The organism is Eubacteriaceae bacterium Marseille-Q4139 (assembly GCA_018223415.1).
Lineage (GTDB): Bacteria > Bacillota > Clostridia > Lachnospirales > Lachnospiraceae > CABSIM01.
This window is the reverse complement of sequence record JAGTTQ010000001.1, coordinates 2615275-2632888: the sequence shown is the minus strand read 5'-3', so window position 1 is coordinate 2632888 and position 17614 is coordinate 2615275. Positions and strand designations below refer to the sequence as shown.

Sequence of the window (17614 nt, the reverse complement as noted above, 5' to 3'; positions counted from 1 at the left end):
TTTTTACATACAGTATATTGCAGATGCGGCGTCCTGAAAAGAGTGAATGTTAAAATCTTATGCTTTCTCCTCTCTGCCGCCGAAAATGCGGCTGTAAAAGGAAAGCTTAAACTCCTCCAGCTTCATGCTCTGGTACTGGTCGTAAAGCTTCCTGCATACATGGTCTGCGGGATAGTTGATCTGATCCTTTCCGTCGTTTACAGCCTCCCATACCGTCTCTGCGGCTTCTTCGGGCCCCGGAAATTCAGCGCCGCCGTCCAGTAAATATTCCCTCTGTCTGGCCGCCGGCTCCTCATAGCCGTCCAGGATATTGACAGGAGTCTGGAAATTGGTCTTCGTGCCTCCGGGAATCAGGGCCGCTGCCTTGACGCCGAAGGGCTTCAGCTCATAGTACAAGGATTCTGTCATCCCCTGCTGCGCTCGCTTGGCCGCACCATAAGCGCCGTCGCGGGGCAGCGCGACGATACCGGCCAGGGAGGTCGTCGTAAGGATAACGCCGGCTCTCCGTTTCTTAAAATGGGGAATGAATTCCTTCGTCACCAGCATTGTGCCAATCACATCCGTATCGAAAAGACGGCGGATCTCCTCATCCGGCAGCATTTCAAACGGCCCCATCATGCCGTAGCCCGCGTTATTAAACAGCACATCCACATCGTACTCCGCCAGGGCTTTCCTGCTGGTTTCCCGGATCTCCTCCGGCTTCGTCAAGTCTAAAGGCATGACAACCAGGTTTGGAAGGGATGTCAGTTCCTCCGCTTTCCTGGGATTTCTCACTGCCGCAATCACACGCCAGCCGCGGCCTGCAAAATACCTGGCTGTTTCCCGGCCGATGCCGGAGGATGCACCTGTGATAAAAATTGTTTTCATGACTGCTTCTCTCCTTACTTTCTTAAAAATTCCGGGACAGCATAATCCGAATCCCGGCTGTCCATTGATTCCGCCTTTATTATATGGTAAGATAGATCATAAGTAAAATTCGTTTTTTATGATATGGAGATAAGCAAATGATGATGAATCGAAATCTGGAACTGTTTCTCAGGGCTGCCGAATACAGGAGCATTACCCAGGCAGCCAGAGCCCTGTACGTCACACAGCCGGCCGTCAGCAACGCCATTGCAAAGCTGGAGGCGGAGCTGGACGTCCGGCTGTTCTACCGCGACAAAAGGAATGGCCTGCTTTTGACCGATGCGGGAGAAAAAATTCTGCTTCTGGCAAAGCAGATGGAGGATCTGGACAACCGGATTTTTCAGACGGCCTACAAGGCAAATCATCTGATCGAAGGCCGCCTGCGGATTGCCGCTCTGACGTCCCTCGTGTCGACTGTCCTCTCGAAAGCGCTGAAGGAATACCGCAGCGCCTTCCCAGGCGTAACCGTTGAAATCCGGGAGGGCACGCCAAAGGATATTTTCCGCATGACCGAAGAGCACGACGTGGATTTTGCCGTCTCCTGTTCCCCTTTCGGGCGGTTCGACGCCATCCCGCTGCGCCGCGACCGCATAGCCGCCATGCTGCCGGGGGAATATCCCGGCCTGTCTGCGGTGGATTTAAACGCCCCGCCGGATCTTCTGATTATCAACCGGCCGGCTTATGACACGATCCAGGAACAGCTCCGCCGTCCGCTTCCATCGGAACAGATTCTCCTGGTGCAGACGGCGGAAACGGCCGTCCAGATGGTCTTAGACGGCGTCGGAATCGGTATCCTGTCCGAATATACGATGGATACCCTGGCCGCCGGGTATCAAAAATATCCCGTCGCGCCGGAAATTTCCTTTGATATCGGCGTATTCGCAAACGACATCCACGACATGACGCCTGCGGCCCAGGAATTCCTGAATCGGATCCCTCTGGTTTTTTCTTCCGAATACGCCGGCTAAACCAAAGTCCCACGGGCTTCTCCGGCTGTCTCGTGAGCAGCTCCTACTTTAGCCGCCACTCAGCGCTCTGTCTCTGAAGCTCTGCCATCCGGCGGTACAGGCCGCCTTTTTCCATGAGCCCGGCCGGAGAGCCTTCCTCCGCCACTTTCCCGTCTGCCAGGACAACAATCTTATCCGCTGCCTCTACCGTCCGCATCCGGTGGGCGATCACCAGCACGGTCTTTCCTGCCAGGAGGCGAGAAAGGGCGCCCTGCACTTTCGTCTCATTCTCCACATCGAGGCTTGCGGTGGCCTCATCGAGAAGGACAATGGGTGCATTCTTAAGAAGCGCCCTTGCGATGGAAATCCGCTGCCGCTCCCCGCCGGAAAGCTTTGCGCCGTTTTCCCCGATGGGCGTATCATACCCTTTTGGCAGACGCCGGACAAATTCGTCGCAGTTTGCTGCTCTGGCTGCGGCCCGCACCTCTTCATCCGAGGCGCCGTGCTTTCCCAGGCGGATGTTTTCCATCACCGTATCGTCAAACAGCACCACATCCTGAAAAACCATGGAATAATCCCGAAGGAGCACCTCCGGATCCACCCCGGAAATATCTACGCCTCCCACCTTGATGGTGCCTTTGGAGACATCCCAGAGCCTCGCCGCCAGACGGGCGCAGGTACTTTTTCCCGAGCCGGAGGGGCCCACCAGGGCCGTCACCTCGCCCTCCTTCGCCGTAAAGCTCACGTCATGGAGAACCTCCTTTTTATCGTAGGAAAAGCATACATGCTCAAACACAATGTCATGGCCCTGGGGATGGAACTCGTCCGCGCCCTCTGCAATGGGCGTTTCATAAATCTCATTCATGCGGTCTGCCGACACCTGGGAAACGAACATTTCCGCAATCAGCGCCAGGCTCTGATCAAAAGGTGCGTAAACGCGCGTGATTACCATCAGGAACAGGAAGAACAGCATGAAATCAATGCTTCCGGAAAGGATCAAGTCTGCGCCCACAAGGATGGTTGTCGCCACGCCGAGGCGCATGATGACGCTTGCGGCATTGACGAAAATCCCGGTGCCAAGCTCGCCCCGGATCGTGACCCTTTCATGGTCGTCGATCTTCTTATTCAGTGCTTCCAGATACCGTTCCTCCTGGTTGGAGGCCCGGATTTCCCGGATATTTTCAAGGGCCTCCTGGATTCCGTCGGAGACGCGGACGGCCGCCTTTTTTGTCCGTTCGGCGCTCCGCCCGGCCATTTTCCGGCTGCCGAACAGCAGGCCGAAGGCCACCGGCACGCCCCACAGGCAGGCGACGGCCAGTCTCCAGTCATAAAAAAGCAGGCAGACGGCGATGACAGCCGTGGAAATGTATGCGCCGTACAGATACCCCAGTACATGCGACCAGACGTGCTCCATGCGGTTCACATCCCCCATGATGGTTTCCGTCAGGTCTGCCAGATCCCGCTTTCCGAAGTAGCCGAGAGGAAGCCTGCGAAGCCGCTCCGCCAGCCCGAGGCGCGTGGCCCTGACCTCGTCGTACACCAGACCGTAGGTGGCCCTGTACTGCTGGTAATGGGTCACAAATGACAAAAGGACAAATAAGAGCACGCCGCCGGTTACAGGGACTGCGCCGGGAAGCGGCTTTCCCTCCGTCAGGGTTTCCATGAAAGCGCTCATGACAAGATACAGGATGCTGACGCCGCCCATGGTAATCAGATTGACGAGAACCGTCCAGAAGGTGCCCTGCTTCGTATTTTTCAGTCCCTGGTCAGTCAGCGCATATTTCCGTTTAAACTCTTTCCCAAACATTTACTCCGCCTCCTTTTCGCTTGTGATTTTCCACCGGACAGCCTGGTTATAGTCGGCCCACATCCTGGCATACAGCCCGCCCGCGGCCGCAAGCTCTTCGTGTGTCCCCTGCTCGGCGATGCGCCCCTGATCCAGGACAACAATCTTATCGGCGCCCACCACCGTGGAAAGCCGGTGGGCAATCATAAGTACCGTGCGCCCCTTTGTCAGCGCATGGAAAGCCTTCTGGATCAGCACCTCATTCTCGGGGTCTGCAAAGGCCGTGGCCTCGTCAAGGACGATGATGGGCGCATCCTTTAAAATTGCCCGCGCCAGGGCGATCCTCTGCTGTTCACCGCCGGAGAGGTACGTCCCTTCGGTGCCGATCTGCGTATCGAGCCCCTCCGGCAGCTTTTCCAGGATATCCCCGCACTGGGCGGCCATGAGCGCGTCCTGTACCTGTTCTCTTGTCGCCTCCGGCCGTGCAGCCCGGACATTTTCCAGGATCGACGTCTTAAACAGGCGGTTATTCTGGAACACGAAGGCCACCTGATCCATGAGGACATGGGGATCTATCTGCTTTACATTGACGCCGCCGACCTCCACCGCACCTGACGTCACATCCCAGAACCTTGGAATCAGGCTGGCTGCCGTCGTCTTTCCGCCGCCGGACGGCCCCACTAGCGCCACGGTCTGCCCCGGCTCGGCTGTAAAGGAAACATGGGAAAGGGCCGGAACCTGTGCGCCGTCGTATGTGAAGCTCACATCCTTAAACTCCACCCGGTTGTCCCTGGGCACCTGCGGGTTTTCCGGCTTTTCAAGGACAGGCGCGCACATCACCTGGTTAATCCGTCCCAATGCCGTGCCTGCCAGCATCATTCCGGAAGCGACAAACATGATTTTTGCAAGGGCGGTGGAAATAATGGAGGAAAACACCGCATAAAAGGCAAAATCCGCAGCAAAGCCTGCAAACCTCCCGTCCGCCCGCGCGCCGGGGGCAAGAAACAGCGCCGCCGGAACCAAAAATACAAAGGCGCCTTCCGTAAACGTCAGGTTGACCGACTGGGGGATCCGGCACACGGCCCCCTGGTAATGCCCGGCTTTGGCGCTGTACTCGTCGATGGCCTGCTTGAACGCCCGGAAGGAATACACCGTCTGCTGGAAAATCTTCACCACCGGGATGCCGCGGACATATTCCGTTCCGGCTTTTGTCATGCGGTCCTGGGCTGCCTGGTATTCTGCCATGATACCGGCGTTTTTCCCGCCCATCATGGAGAACATGGCAATCACCGAGATCACTGCCGCCAGAAGGCAGGCCGCCCCCATACGCCAGTCAAACACCAGCATCATCACCAGCATGGCCAGAAACAGGACAATGGTGCCCACAATGTCCGCCAGGTTGTGGGCCAACAGCGTCTCCGTGTCGGCCGCCGCCGCATCGAGACGGCCGCGGATTAAGCCGGACGCATTGGCATCGAAAAATCCCAGGGGCGCCTTCATCACATGGGCGATGCCCTGCTTCCGGATGTTGGACGCAGTGCGGAAGGCCGCCAGATGCGTGCACATCAGTCCGGCGAAATAGATGAGAATGCCGCCCACCGCAAAGGCAAAAGCCAGCCAGCCGTATCTGGTGACATTCTGCGCCTTCGTCCACTCCGGCGCTGCGGCGATCAGATCTCTGGCCGCCAGCCAGATGCAGAGATACGGCGCCATGCTGAAAAGCATGGAGACTGCCGACAGCGCCAGCCCCAGAAAGGTCAGACCTCTTCGGCTCCCTGCATATGCTAGCAGGACTGCCGCATCGCTCTTTTTTTCTTTTTTCATCCGAGTTACCTCCTTAAAATATTTTTAGTTAGTTTTAGCTAACTTATAGGCAAAAAAAATTGCGTGCAAAACCCGCAGCCGCCCTGCCTGAGAAGCGGGGCGGCCTCACCGTTTTCTGTCACGGCTCCATGAGCTTCATCCAGCCGGCCGTGTAAAATTCCCTGAGCTGTTCCACGTCCTTCATCGCCTGCTCCCGCGGCATATCGTGAATTACGATTTCAAAAAGACCGTTGAGCATGCCACTAGCAATGATATGGCACAGGGATTCGCTGAGGTTTGGGATCTCATGTCCCAGGCGGCGGAGCGTCTCCATGTATTTGAGCGTGCTCTCCACTTCCACCTCCACCATGTTGTGAACGAAATGCTCATAGCCGGTACCCTCAGCTCCGCACAAAAGCAGCTTCACCGGCTCCCGGTGTCCGCAGATATAGTCCACCATCCAGTGAATGCAGGCGCCCGACTCCACGCCCATATGCGACGGCTGCTCTTCCTCCGGCAGTTCGGCAAAGGTCGTGTGCGCCTCCATGAATTTTCCCATGAGGGCGGCGGCGTGCGGCTCTACAATGGAGGCGAACAGGGCTTCCTTGCTGGAAAAATAACCGTAAAAGGCGCCGGTTGTTACTCCCGCATGCTTTACGATCTGCCGCAGGGACGCGCCGAGGAAGCCCTTCTCCGAAAACTCGTCGAGCGCGGCCTGCTGAATCCTTTCTAATGTGTCGGGTGATTTCTCTTCCATGGCAGCCTCCATGTAACAGTGATATATAACAATTTTATAATACATCTATGGGGAGAGGTTTGTCAAGATGGAGTAGGGATGTTGAATATATTTATCATTTATCTTTTTCTTTAAAATAATATGGCTGGTTGTCATAAGGCGTCCTTACTTATCCACCCAACGCCTGTTTTTCCTGCACCCAACTTCCGTCTGACGCCACCAGATACCCGTCCGGTGTTGTGGTATCCGCAAGCATCCTGCCATTGGAATCCAGGTAATAATAAACGCCCTCATCCAGTACCCATTGAGAAACCGCGTATTTCCCATCTTCCTGTCAATACCGATAAGAGCCGTTATCCTGCTCCCAGCCGGCCATCGCCGGAACTGAACTGGAAAACGAAAGAATGACAGACTGGATACACGCCTTTACATAGTTTTGCCTCATCAAACTTCTCTCCTTCCATCTCCCGTTTAGCAAACCCCTGTTTTCCATGTCGAAGGCACTTACAATTTTTTCAGAAATCAGAAATTTTTCAACGCCATATCGTAAAAGCAGAAAAAACCACTTGAATCAGATATGCCCTAATCCAAATAGTCTTATTCTCCATGAAACATATTTCTACCCCAGCATACTTTTTATGAATCAGAATAGTGATACCTGCACGCCAGAATATAAATATTCGATTCATCAATTTTATAAATCAGACGTTCTTTGTCATTGATTCGCCGGCTCCAATAACCAGACAAATTTCCAACCAACGGCTCCGGTTTTCCAATTCCTTCCTTTCCGTTTCTTGAGATATCGTCAAGCAGCTGGTTGATTTTTTTCAAAGTTTTTCGGTCCTTCGTCAGACAGTACACACAATCTTTCCAGCCATTATCCGTAAATACTTTATTCATCCACGTCTGCCTCAACCAAGCTGTGAATGGATGCCATTCCTTTTTCCAACTGTTCTTTCGACTCCATGAGCCAGTCATAATTTGCCTGACTTCCCATCACATAAAGGTTTTCCATCAAATTATTGTAGGCTTCTTCCGACATCATGACAACATTCCGATTATCCTTTCTTGTAACGACCAGAGTTTCATAATCATCGTTCACACGATCCATGTAGAACTTCATAATTTGTCGTACCCTCGCCAGGCTTCGATCTTTACCTTGGAAAGGTCAATCTGTACGCCTGACGCGGGCACGCTGGTAGCCGGTACTGACGTTACGGAAGCCGTTTCTGCCACTGCCCTTTCCACTTTTCCATCGCTCTTTTTCGCGCCCAACGACTTCATTATCAGAATTTTTTTGATTTCTCTAATCCTGTCTTCCCCTATTTGTACCACCATTTGGTACAAAATGGCACAGAATTGGTACAGTCCTATGGAAGTTTCTGTCTGTAATCATCCGCTAATCAGCGTTCTCATTACTCGCTCACCGTCAAAGCAGCTTACAAAATTCGTCCGGTTCTATGCACGGAATACTGCTGCCGCGAAAATCGTCAATATTTCTTGTTACAATATAATCTGCCTGAAAAGATATTGCACACTCCATCTGCAAACAGTCCTCAAAGTCAGAAAACCGTTCGTCTGCTAATGCAGCCAGGATTTTTTCCTTATCAATTCCCTCTACTTCAAACAGCTCGCACACACTTTTCAAGATATTTTTTCGCTCTTCCACACAAAATGCCTTCCTCAGTATAAAAACATATTGGATATGGAATGAGCGGCGATACAGCCTACTGCCTCACCCTGCTTACATGCAAGCAGGATCCTCCTGGCTGCCGAATCGAAAGGTTCCCGGCACAGCAGGTAGTCCAGGAGGACACTGGTATCAACTAATATCCGAAATCCCATACTTTTCCTCCCTGTAATTTTCTAATTCCTTATCATAATCAAGTTCAGGAACCTTTTTTCTGATACCTTCCAGCATTTCAAACGCCTGGTCTTTCGCAGCCTGCTTCTCTGTTCCATAAAGTCCCTTTACGCCCTGCATAATCTGTACGATAAAATACAATTTGTCTTCCGGCATCTGTTCCAGCAAATCCATCGCATTCTTTCTAAGTGTCGTCATCGTCATCACTCCTACTACAACCTTTCATAGGTTATCGATACAATTTTCTGTCACTATCCACTTAATTCTCTCCAAATCCTTTATACTATTATTATATACAACAATCATCCCCTCTTCAATGTTTTCCAGCTAACGATTTTATAAAACATAGATATAAAAATAAGGGCAAGGTTCTATCCCGCCTCGCCCTCTGTGATATCTTCCAAAGCGATTGAAAAGTTGAAGTCCTCTCCTATATCTGCGAGGCTTTAGGCATCTCACTGCACGATTTCTTTGATGAAAAAACCGTCAGTACCCTTTCCACCGACCCGCTGTTAGCGGCTGTCTATCGGTTAAACCCCGAACAGCGCAGCGCACTCACCGCCTTTTTAAACACCTTGCTCAGTGAATAGCAATTTCAAGATACTCCCTGAGATCCGGCAATTCAATCTCTGCTCCCTGAAAGCAAGTATGACGCCGCTTACCAGGCTTGTGTAACAAAAAACAGCCAGATACCGCCGGTTTCCCACAGCAGTATCTGGCTGAATTTCTTCTCCACTCCCGACTTACTCATTTTCAAACAGAATCGTTTTCATAAGCCTACGGATTTTTTTCAAATTGGTACAAAATCTTACGAATAAGATCAGACGAATTTCCTTCTAATAAAGCTTCGCCCCCGCCGGAATCACATCATCTAACATCAGCAGATTCAGTCCTTCCCGTCCGTCATACTCGTACACGGCGGAAATCAGCATTCCTTCAGACGGCACTCCCATCATCACTCGCGTCGGCAGGTTGGTAATCGCCACGCAGGTCTTCCCAACCAGCTCCTCCGGCTCGTAATACTCATGGATACCGCTTAAAATCGTCCGTTTCCTGTCGCTTCCGTCGTTTAACGTAAACTTAAGAAGCTTTTTGGACTTCGGAACGGCCTCGCAGGCTTCGATCTTCACCACGCGGAAATCCGACTTGGCAAAGGTCTCAAAATCCACAAAGTCTTCAAACAACGGCTCGATCTTCACCTTGGAAAGGTCAAGCTGTACGCCTGACGCGGACACGCTTGCGGCCGGCGCCGGCGTTGCGGAAGCCGTTTCTGCCACTGCTTTTTCCGCCTTCCCATCGCTCTTCTTCGCGTCCAACGACTTCATTGTCGGAAACAGCAATACATCCCGGATCGCCGGCGAATTTGTAAGCAGCATCACAAGCCGGTCAATCCCATACCCAATCCCGCCAGTCGGAGGCATGCCGATCTCCAGGGCGTTCATGAAGTCCTCATCCGTCGTATTTGCTTCCTCATCACCTGCGGCGAGGGCTGCCTCCTGGGCCTTAAAACGCTCTCTCTGGTCAATCGGATCGTTTAACTCGGAATAAGCGTTGCACATCTCACGGCCGTAGATGAAAAGCTCGAACCGCTCCACGTACTCCGGCTTATCCGGCTTCCTCTTCGTGAGCGGGGAAACCTCCACCGGGTGATCCATGATAAACGTCGGCTGGATCAGGTGCTCTTCCACGAACTCCTCGAAGAACAGGTTGATAATATCGCCGCGGACATGGCGCTTCTCATACTTGACGCCCTTTTCATCAGCTAACTTCTTCGCTTCCTCGGTCGTCTTAACCTCGTCAAAGTCGATGCCCGTATATTTCTTGATGGCGTCCACCATGGTAAGCCGCTCGAAAGGCTTTCCAAGGTCGATCACCGCATCGGCGTAAGGAATTTCCGTCGTCTTGCAGACCTCCATGGCAACATGGCGGAACATGTTCTCCGTCAGATCCATCATGCCGTGGTAGTCGGTGTACGCCTGGTATAACTCCATCAGCGTAAACTCCGGATTATGTCTCGTGTCGAGGCCTTCGTTGCGGAACACGCGCCCGATCTCATAGACCCGCTCCATACCGCCGACAATCAGCCTCTTTAAGTAAAGCTCCAGAGAAATGCGCAGCTTCACATCCTCGTCCAGCGCATTGTAGTGAGTCGAGAATGGCCTCGCCGCCGCGCCGCCTGCATTTGCCACGAGCATCGGCGTCTCCACCTCCAAAAATCCCAGGCCGTCCAGGTACCTGCGGATGCAGCTGATGATCCTGGAACGCATGACGAAGGTCTTCTTCACGTCCTCATTCATGATTAAATCCGTATATCTCTGGCGGTAGCGCACATCCGTATTCGTAAGGCCGTGGTATTTCTCCGGCAGAATCTGAAGGCTCTTGGAAAGCAGGGTCACGGAATGGGCATGGACAGAGATCTCGCCCATCTTCGTCGTGAACACGATGCCGCGGATTCCAACGATATCGCCGATATCTAACTTCTTAAAATCCTTATAGGCATCTTCACCCAGGTCATCCCTGGAAACATAGCACTGGATATTTCCCTTTAAATCCTGCACATTGCAGAAAGATGCCTTTCCCATGACACGTTTGGACATCATGCGGCCTGCGATGGAAACTTCTTTTCCCTCAAACTCCGCATACTGCTCCTTGATGTCCATGCTGTGCGCCGTCACATCATACTTCGTGATCTGAAACGGATCCCGGCCGTCAGCCTGGAGCTCCGCCAGCTTTTCACGGCGCACCTTAAGGAGCTGGTTTAAGTCCGGCTCCTGATGATTTCCCTTCTGATTCTGCTGTTCTGCCACTTTTTTCTCTCCTCACTATCGGTAAATTAGTCGACTCTCTTGATATCCAGAACCCGGTACTGGATCACGCCTGCCTGGGTCTCCACGTCCACAACGTCTCCGACCTTTCTGCCAAGCAGCGCATGGCCCACCGGGGACTCGTTGGAAATCTTGTTCTGAAGGCTGTTGGCCTCCGTGGAACCCACGAGACGGAACTCGATCTCCTCATCAAATTCCAGGTCATATACCTTCACCTGGCAGCCGATGCTGATCTTGTCTAACTCAATTTCATCCTCTACTACAACCTCGGCGTTCTTAAGAAGCTTCTCCAGCTCCTCAATCCTGGCCTCGATATCTCTCTGTTCATCTTTCGCAGCGTCATACTCTGCGTTCTCGGATAAGTCGCCCTGCTCTCTCGCTTCCTTGATTTTCTGGGCAACTTCCTTACGGCGGTTTACCTTCAGATCCTGAAGTTCTTCTTCGTACTTTTTAAGTCCTGCGTAAGTCAAAATATGCTTCTTATCTGCCATGACGTCTTACCTTCCTTTAATTCTGGGGGCATACTGCCCCTTATGATACATTCAACGTATTATAGCGTAAAGATGCCCCCTTGTCAAGAAGCCTGGCCGACTACAAAAATTTAAAAAGATTAAGCCCGGTCACATCGTCCTTTTCCCTCTCCACGGTGCCGTCAATGACCGTAATCACCATCTCGCAGGTGGCGCTCACAATCCCCTTGTTCATGTGGCCGCCGAACACGTTCCCCTTATCGTCTGCGGCCGCCAGATGGATGTGGCTGTAATATTCGCCGTTCATGGTGGTGATGGTGCCTGTTAAGGACACAATCTCAAGGGCCCCGGAAAACTCGTTCCCGAAATACTGCTTTTTCTCCACGTCATAGACGCCGACAGCCATGGAGCTTAAAGCGCCCAGGGCGCTCACCGTCGCCAGCTTCACATGTTCCGCCTCGGCCGCCTTTTTCATTTCCTCTAAAATTTCCTCTCCCCGGTCAATCCGCACGAACATCGTATTTCCAAATCTTTGATACTCCATAAAACCTCTCCTCCGTCTAAAAAGACGCCCGGGGCCATGGCCGCAGGGCGTCTTTCCTCTGAACCTGTTCTTACTTATTATAATTGACGATATTTCCGAACTCAGCCTTTAAGGACGCGCCGCCCACAAGGCCGCCGTCGATGTCCGGCTCAGCGAACAGTTCGGCCGCATTGCCTGCGTTTACGGAGCCGCCGTACTGGATGCGGATGGCTTCCTTCGTGGCTTCATCGTAGATCTCGCCGATGCAGGCACGGATGGCGCCGCAGACTTCCTCTGCCTGCGCCGTCGTGGCAGTCTTTCCTGTTCCGATGGCCCAGATCGGCTCGTAGGCGATGACCGCCTGCTTTGCCTGGTCTGCCGTCACGTTCTGGAAGGCAATCTTCACCTGCTTGCGCACCCAGTCGATGGTGATGCCCTGTTCCCTCTGGGTCAGAGTCTCGCCGCAGCAGATGATCGGGATCAGGCCGTGCTCGAAGGCCTTTAAAACCTTCTTGTTGACCGTCTCGTCAGTCTCCGCGAAATACTCACGTCTCTCGGAATGGCCAAGGATCACATATTTTACGCCGGCATCTGTCAGCATGTTCGGGGAAATTTCGCCCGTATAAGCGCCCTTTTCCTCAAAATACATGTTCTCCGCGCCAACGGCGATGTTGGTGCCCTTTACAGCCTCTGCCACCGGAATGATGTCGATGGCCGGCACGCAGAAGACTACGTCGGCCTCTTCTGTCGCCACAAGCGGCTTTAAGGTCTCAGCCAGAGCCACGGCCTCGCTCGGCGTCATGTTCATTTTCCAGTTTCCTGCAATGATTTTCCTTCTTGCCATGTTCCTTACCCCTCTTTACAATCTATTTGTCGTTGGCTGCTGCCACGCCCGGAAGCTCCTTGCCCTCTAAGAACTCAAGGGAAGCGCCGCCGCCGGTGGAAATATGCGTCATCTTGTCGCCGAAGCCAAGCTGGTTCACGGCTGCTGCGGAGTCACCGCCGCCGATAACCGTCGTGGCATCCGTCTCAGCGAGAGCCTTTGCAACGGCGATGGTGCCGGCTGCTAACGTCGGGTTCTCGAAGATACCCATAGGCCCGTTCCAGACGACCGTCTTCGCGTTCTTCACGGCATCCACATAAAGGGCGCATGTTTCCGGCCCGATATCAACGCCCATCATGTCTGCCGGCATGGCGTCAACGGAAACGTACTTCGCATCGACAGGAGCGTCGATGGGGTTCGGGAACTCGGCAACAACGGCCGTGTCCACCGGAAGAAGCAGCTTCTTTCCGAGGCTCTCTGCCTTTGCAATCATTTCCTTGCAGTAGTCAAGCTTGGTTTCGTCCACCAGGGAGGTTCCGACTTCCTTGCCCTGTGCCTTTAAGAAGGTGTAGGCCATGCCGCCGCCGATGATTAAAGTGTCGCATTTTTCCAGCAGGTTGGAAATGACGTTTAACTTATCGGCTACCTTTGCGCCGCCTAAGATGGCAACGAACGGGCGGACCGGGTTCTCCACGGCGTTTCCGAGGAAGTCGATTTCTTTCTGCATTAAGTAGCCCACAACGGAGGTGTCTACGAACTGGGTCACGCCTACGTTGGAGCAGTGGGCACGGTGTGCCGTACCGAAGGCATCGTTTACAAATACGTCGCAGAGGGAAGCCAGGTCTTTGCTGAAGGCCTCGCCGTTCTTCGTCTCCTCGGCGCGGTAGCGGGTGTTCTCAAGAAGGATCACGTCGCCGTCCTTCATAGCCTCAACGGCTGCCTTCGCGTTGGGGCCGACTACCTCGTTGTCAGCCGCAAACTTCACTTCCTGGCCGAGAAGCTCGGAAAGCCTCTTTGCAACAGGCGCCAGGGAAAGCTCCGGCTTCGGCTCTCCCTTCGGCTTTCCAAGGTGGGAGCAGAGGATGATCTTTCCGCCGTCGTTTACTAATTTTTTAATGGTCGGAAGGGCAGCCACGAGACGGTTCTCGTCGGTGATCTTTCCCTCCTTTAACGGTACGTTGAAGTCGCAGCGCACCAGCACGCGTTTTCCCTTTACATTGATATCGTCAACGGATTTCTTATTTAACATGGATCCATATCTCCTTTTAAAAAATATTGCAAAAGAGGCCGGCCATCCATGACCGGCCTCTTACTATGAGCCATTAACCTAACTCTGCAAAGTATTTGATGGTGCGTACCATCTGGCTTGTGTAGGAGTTCTCGTTGTCGTACCAGGAAACAACCTGTACCTGATAGGTGTCCTCGTCAACCTTGGAAACCATGGTCTGGGTTGCATCGAATAAGGAGCCGTAGGTCATTCCGATGACGTCGGAGGAAACGATCTCTTCCTCATTGTAGCCAAAGGAAGCGGAAGCGGCTGCCTTCATAGCGGCGTTGATGCCTTCCTTCGTAACGTCCTTGCCCTTAACAACGGCAACAAGGATCGTGGTGGAGCCGGTCGGAACCGGAACACGCTGTGCGGAGCCGATTAACTTGCCGTTTAACTCCGGAATAACAAGGCCGATAGCCTTGGCAGCGCCTGTGGAGTTGGGAACGATATTGACAGCGGCAGCGCGGGCACGTCTGAAGTCGCCTTTTCTGTGCGGGCCGTCTAAAACCATCTGGTCGCCGGTGTAAGCGTGGATCGTGGACATGATGCCGGACTGGATCGGGGCATAGTCATTTAATGCCTTTGCCATCGGAGCCAGGCAGTTTGTCGTACAGGAAGCAGCGGAAATGATGGTGTCCTCTTTTGTCAGGGTGTTCTCATTTACGCTGAATACGATAGTCGGAAGGTCATTTCCTGCCGGAGCGGAAATAACAACCTTCTTGGCGCCGGCTTTGATGTGAGCCTCAGCCTTTGTCTTGGAGGTATAGAAGCCTGTACACTCTAAAACAACGTCTACGCCGATCTCGCCCCACGGAAGCTTGGAAGCGTCTGCCTCTGCGTAGATCTTGATGGTCTGTCCGTTTACGGTGATGGAATCCTCACCTGCGGATACGGTATCTGCAAGAGCGTATCTGCCCTGGGAAGAGTCATACTTTAAAAGATGGGCTAACATGGCCGGATTGGTAAGGTCGTTGATTGCCACTACCTCATAGCCCTCTGCCTGGAACATCTGTCTGAAAGCGAGACGTCCGATACGTCCGAAACCGTTAATTGCTACCTTAACTGCCATTCTTTCATTCCTCCTAAAAAATATATGTGATTGTTAAATTATAATCAACCTACGTTTTATTGTACCTAATATTTCCGGAAATAGCAAGTCCTTTTTTACAAAGTGACCGCGGTTTTTCCTGTTTTTCCGATGTTTTTCCGCCCCCTGGCCCCCGACATGGAAAAATATGCGCCGAAAGTCCGTTTTCTATTCACCGGGACGGCTGGCTTTCCGATTTCCCGGTTGCAACTTCCTTCATTTTTCATTATACTGATGAAGATGAAAACGAAACTTCCCGGAGGTGCGCCATGCTTCAGAAAATCCGAAGCCTTTCCCTTGAAAAACAGATTTTTTTCGGCTTTCTCTCCATCTCCCTATCGCTCCTCACCCTTTCCCTCGGCGTGACCCTGACCTTTGCACTGACGCGTCAGAAGCGTGAGCTTGACAAAAACATCAGCAGCATCGCTGCGTACGTGGCCTCCATGGAACAGGTGACGGCCATGTTAAAGGACGGCTATCCCTATCCGGCGGCCATCCGGGAGCTGGACGCCATCCATCAGTATTTCCCCGACATCAACGTGTTAGCCGTCTACGATGCCAACGGCCTTCGTTTTTACCATACGAACCGGCAGGAAAGCGGTGAAACCTACGTGGAGGGCGAACAGGATGACATTCTGGCCGGAAGCGAGCCCTACATTACCACAGGCTTCGGCACCCGGGGCACACAGCGCCGGGCCTTCCATGCCGTCACCGACCAGGACGGTACTATCGTGGGCTTCGTCATCGCCTCCGTCTTTACTTCCTATATCTCAGAACAGGCCAGGATGCTGCTTCTCCCCTACGCGCTGATTCTCTGCGCCATGATCCCGGTCAGCGTCCTTTTGTCCCATGGTATCGTCCGGCTCCTCCAGTCCTCGCTCATGGGCCATCAGCCGGAAGAGCTTCTCGATTTGTACTTAAAGCAGAGCGACGTCTTAAATACCCTGGAGGAAGGCCTGATTGCCGCGGACCGGGAGGGAAAAATCCTTTTTGCGAACCATGCGGCAAGGCGGATTTTCCCGGAAAATACCAGGCTCCGCGGGCGGCTGATTACCGAGCTTTTCCCGGCTGCGGCGGCCGGCTCTGTCCTCCGCACCGGCGAGGCTTCCTACCACATGCCTCATACACTCTACGGGCACCCGCTCTTTGTCAGCGAAATCCCCATTGAAAACTCGGGCAACATCCAGGGAAGCCTCATGATTTTAAACGACAGGACGGAGATGGAAGCCCTGTCCGACGAGCTTTCCGGGGCAAAGAGCATGCTGGACACCCTGCGGGCCTTCAACCATGAATTTCTCAATAAGCTCCATGTGATTCTCGGCTATCTCCAGACCGGTGAGACAGAAAAAGCCATTTCCTTCATTGTAAACAGCAACCTGGTTTCCAGCCAGGCTGTCCGCCAGACGGCCGACTGTCTCAGGGAATCCAATATCTGCGCCCTCGTCATCGGGAAGATGATGCATGCGGCGGAGCTTGGGATCCTGCTTTCTGTAAGCCATGACAGCCGCTGCGCCGAAAAGGATCTGCTGATGCCTGTCAATTCCTACATCACAATCCTGGGAAACCTCTTAGAAAATGCCATCGAAGAGCTTTCCGCCTGCCAGAAAGAGGTGCGCGAAATCACCCTCGGCGTCTACATAAGCCCCGGGTGCAGCATCATCACCTGCGAGGACACGGGGCGCGGCATCCCGCCGGAGCTTCTTGAACATATCTATGAAAAAGGCGTTTCCTCCAAAGGCGCCGGGCGCGGCACCGGCCTGTTCCTGATCCATCAGATCATTGAGGAATACGGCGGGGAAATCTCCATTGACACCGAAGAAGGCGAAGGCACCTTCTTCACCCTCACATTCGTCAGGAAGGAGAACGATTCATGTATCACGTCATAATCATCGAGGACGACCCGATGGTGGCCGCCATCAACCGCCAGTACACGGAGGTCTGTCCGTCGTTCCGCGTCGACAAGGTCTTTAAAAACGGCACGGAAGCCCTGGAATATTTGAAAAAGCACACGGCTGACCTGATCATCCTGGACTATTACACGCCGCTCATGAACGGCGCTGAGTTCATCGACCGCCTTCACGGCATGGGACAGGCCCCGTCCATCATCATGGTGACTTCCGCCAACGACACGGACATCGTCCGCTCCCTTATCAGCCGCGGCGTCATCGACTATCTCGTAAAGCCCTTTGAATTTTCCAGATTCAAGGCGGCCCTCGACAAGTTTTCCGACACCATGGAATATCTGGAAAAGAAACAGGCGCACTTAAACCAGGATTCCATTGACCAGCTCCTGGCCCATCCTGCCGGCGCCCAGAATGCGCCTGCGCGCCTCGCAAAGGGCTTAAACGAATCGACCCTGGCCCTGATCCAGAGCTTTTTAAAGGAACACCGGGACTCCTATTTTACAAGCGAGCAGATCGCCGAACAGATCCACCTGTCCCGGATCACCATCCGCCGCTACGTCAACTATATGGTAGACACCGGCGAAATCATCAGCATCATCGACTACAACACCGGCGGCCGTCCCTCGATCCGCTACCGGTACGGCGAGGGCTGACGCTCTTTTCTCCATTC

At 53.2% G+C, this 17614-nt stretch carries 17 protein-coding genes and 1 pseudogene; 3 read left to right on the top strand and 15 right to left on the bottom strand.

What is annotated here, in order from left to right; genetic code table 11:
- Window positions 1-57: 57 nt before the first annotated feature.
- Window positions 58-867 carry an SDR family oxidoreductase gene (locus KE531_12395; protein ID MBR9954400.1) on the bottom strand — a complete coding sequence of 270 codons (810 nt, stop codon included), beginning with the start codon at window positions 865-867 and terminating at the stop codon, window positions 58-60.
- A gap of 137 nt (window positions 868-1004) precedes the next feature.
- Between KE531_12395 and KE531_12390 the strand changes: the two genes are divergently transcribed.
- A complete protein-coding gene (locus KE531_12390) occupies window positions 1005-1874 on the top strand; it encodes a LysR family transcriptional regulator (GenBank protein ID MBR9954399.1) in 870 nt (289 codons plus the stop codon).
- Between the two features lie 43 nt (window positions 1875-1917).
- On the opposite strand, the gene KE531_12385 is transcribed toward KE531_12390, so the two are convergent.
- The 14 genes and pseudogenes from KE531_12385 to gap form a co-directional block, all read right to left on the bottom strand.
- Window positions 1918-3660, bottom strand: a complete 1743-nt coding sequence (locus KE531_12385) for an ABC transporter ATP-binding protein (GenBank protein ID MBR9954398.1) — start codon at window positions 3658-3660, stop codon at window positions 1918-1920.
- Complete coding sequence (locus KE531_12380) at window positions 3661-5463, bottom strand: ABC transporter ATP-binding protein (protein MBR9954397.1); 1803 nt, start codon at window positions 5461-5463, stop codon at window positions 3661-3663. It lies immediately after the preceding gene.
- Between the two features lie 118 nt (window positions 5464-5581).
- Window positions 5582-6199 carry a TetR/AcrR family transcriptional regulator gene (locus KE531_12375; protein MBR9954396.1) on the bottom strand — a complete coding sequence of 206 codons (618 nt, stop codon included), beginning with the start codon at window positions 6197-6199 and terminating at the stop codon, window positions 5582-5584.
- 148 nt (window positions 6200-6347) lie between these two features.
- Window positions 6348-6476: a hypothetical protein gene (locus KE531_12370; GenBank protein MBR9954395.1), complete on the bottom strand. Its 129-nt coding sequence runs from the start codon at window positions 6474-6476 to the stop codon at window positions 6348-6350.
- A 338-nt stretch (window positions 6477-6814) separates the two neighbouring features.
- Complete coding sequence (locus KE531_12365) at window positions 6815-7078, bottom strand: Txe/YoeB family addiction module toxin (GenBank protein MBR9954394.1); 264 nt, start codon at window positions 7076-7078, stop codon at window positions 6815-6817.
- A complete protein-coding gene (locus KE531_12360; protein ID MBR9954393.1) occupies window positions 7071-7301 on the bottom strand; it encodes a type II toxin-antitoxin system Phd/YefM family antitoxin in 231 nt (76 codons plus the stop codon). Before KE531_12360 ends, KE531_12365 begins: the two co-directional genes overlap by 8 nt.
- Before the next feature lie 306 nt (window positions 7302-7607).
- Window positions 7608-8023 (bottom strand): annotated as a pseudogene (locus KE531_12355) (PIN domain-containing protein).
- Window positions 8001-8240, bottom strand: coding sequence for a UDP-N-acetylenolpyruvoylglucosamine reductase (locus KE531_12350; protein MBR9954392.1), 240 nt, complete (start codon window positions 8238-8240; stop codon window positions 8001-8003). The pseudogene KE531_12355 and the gene KE531_12350 overlap by 23 nt, the downstream one beginning before the upstream one ends.
- A gap of 638 nt (window positions 8241-8878) precedes the next feature.
- The gene (gene lysS / locus KE531_12345; protein ID MBR9954391.1) at window positions 8879-10849 is read right to left on the bottom strand and encodes a lysine--tRNA ligase; all 1971 of its coding nucleotides are present in this window, start codon (window positions 10847-10849) and stop codon (window positions 8879-8881) included.
- Window positions 10850-10875: 26 nt separating this feature from the next.
- On the bottom strand, window positions 10876-11358 hold the full coding sequence (gene greA / locus KE531_12340; GenBank protein ID MBR9954390.1) for a transcription elongation factor GreA: 483 nt from the start codon (window positions 11356-11358) through the stop codon (window positions 10876-10878).
- A gap of 100 nt (window positions 11359-11458) precedes the next feature.
- The gene (locus KE531_12335) at window positions 11459-11881 is read right to left on the bottom strand and encodes a DNA-binding protein (GenBank protein MBR9954389.1); all 423 of its coding nucleotides are present in this window, start codon (window positions 11879-11881) and stop codon (window positions 11459-11461) included.
- Window positions 11882-11951: 70 nt separating this feature from the next.
- Window positions 11952-12704 (bottom strand): triose-phosphate isomerase, encoded by a 753-nt coding sequence (gene tpiA, locus KE531_12330; GenBank protein ID MBR9954388.1) that lies wholly within the window; start codon window positions 12702-12704, stop codon window positions 11952-11954.
- A gap of 22 nt (window positions 12705-12726) precedes the next feature.
- The gene (locus KE531_12325; GenBank protein MBR9954387.1) at window positions 12727-13932 is read right to left on the bottom strand and encodes a phosphoglycerate kinase; all 1206 of its coding nucleotides are present in this window, start codon (window positions 13930-13932) and stop codon (window positions 12727-12729) included.
- A gap of 73 nt (window positions 13933-14005) precedes the next feature.
- Complete coding sequence (gene gap / locus KE531_12320; GenBank protein ID MBR9954386.1) at window positions 14006-15022, bottom strand: type I glyceraldehyde-3-phosphate dehydrogenase; 1017 nt, start codon at window positions 15020-15022, stop codon at window positions 14006-14008.
- 287 nt (window positions 15023-15309) lie between these two features.
- On the opposite strand from gap, the gene KE531_12315 reads away from it, so the two are divergent.
- The gene (locus KE531_12315; protein MBR9954385.1) at window positions 15310-16926 is read left to right on the top strand and encodes a GHKL domain-containing protein; all 1617 of its coding nucleotides are present in this window, start codon (window positions 15310-15312) and stop codon (window positions 16924-16926) included.
- On the top strand, window positions 16911-17597 hold the full coding sequence (locus tag KE531_12310) for a response regulator (protein MBR9954384.1): 687 nt from the start codon (window positions 16911-16913) through the stop codon (window positions 17595-17597). Before KE531_12315 ends, KE531_12310 begins: the two co-directional genes overlap by 16 nt.
- Window positions 17598-17614: the final 17 nt, after the last annotated feature.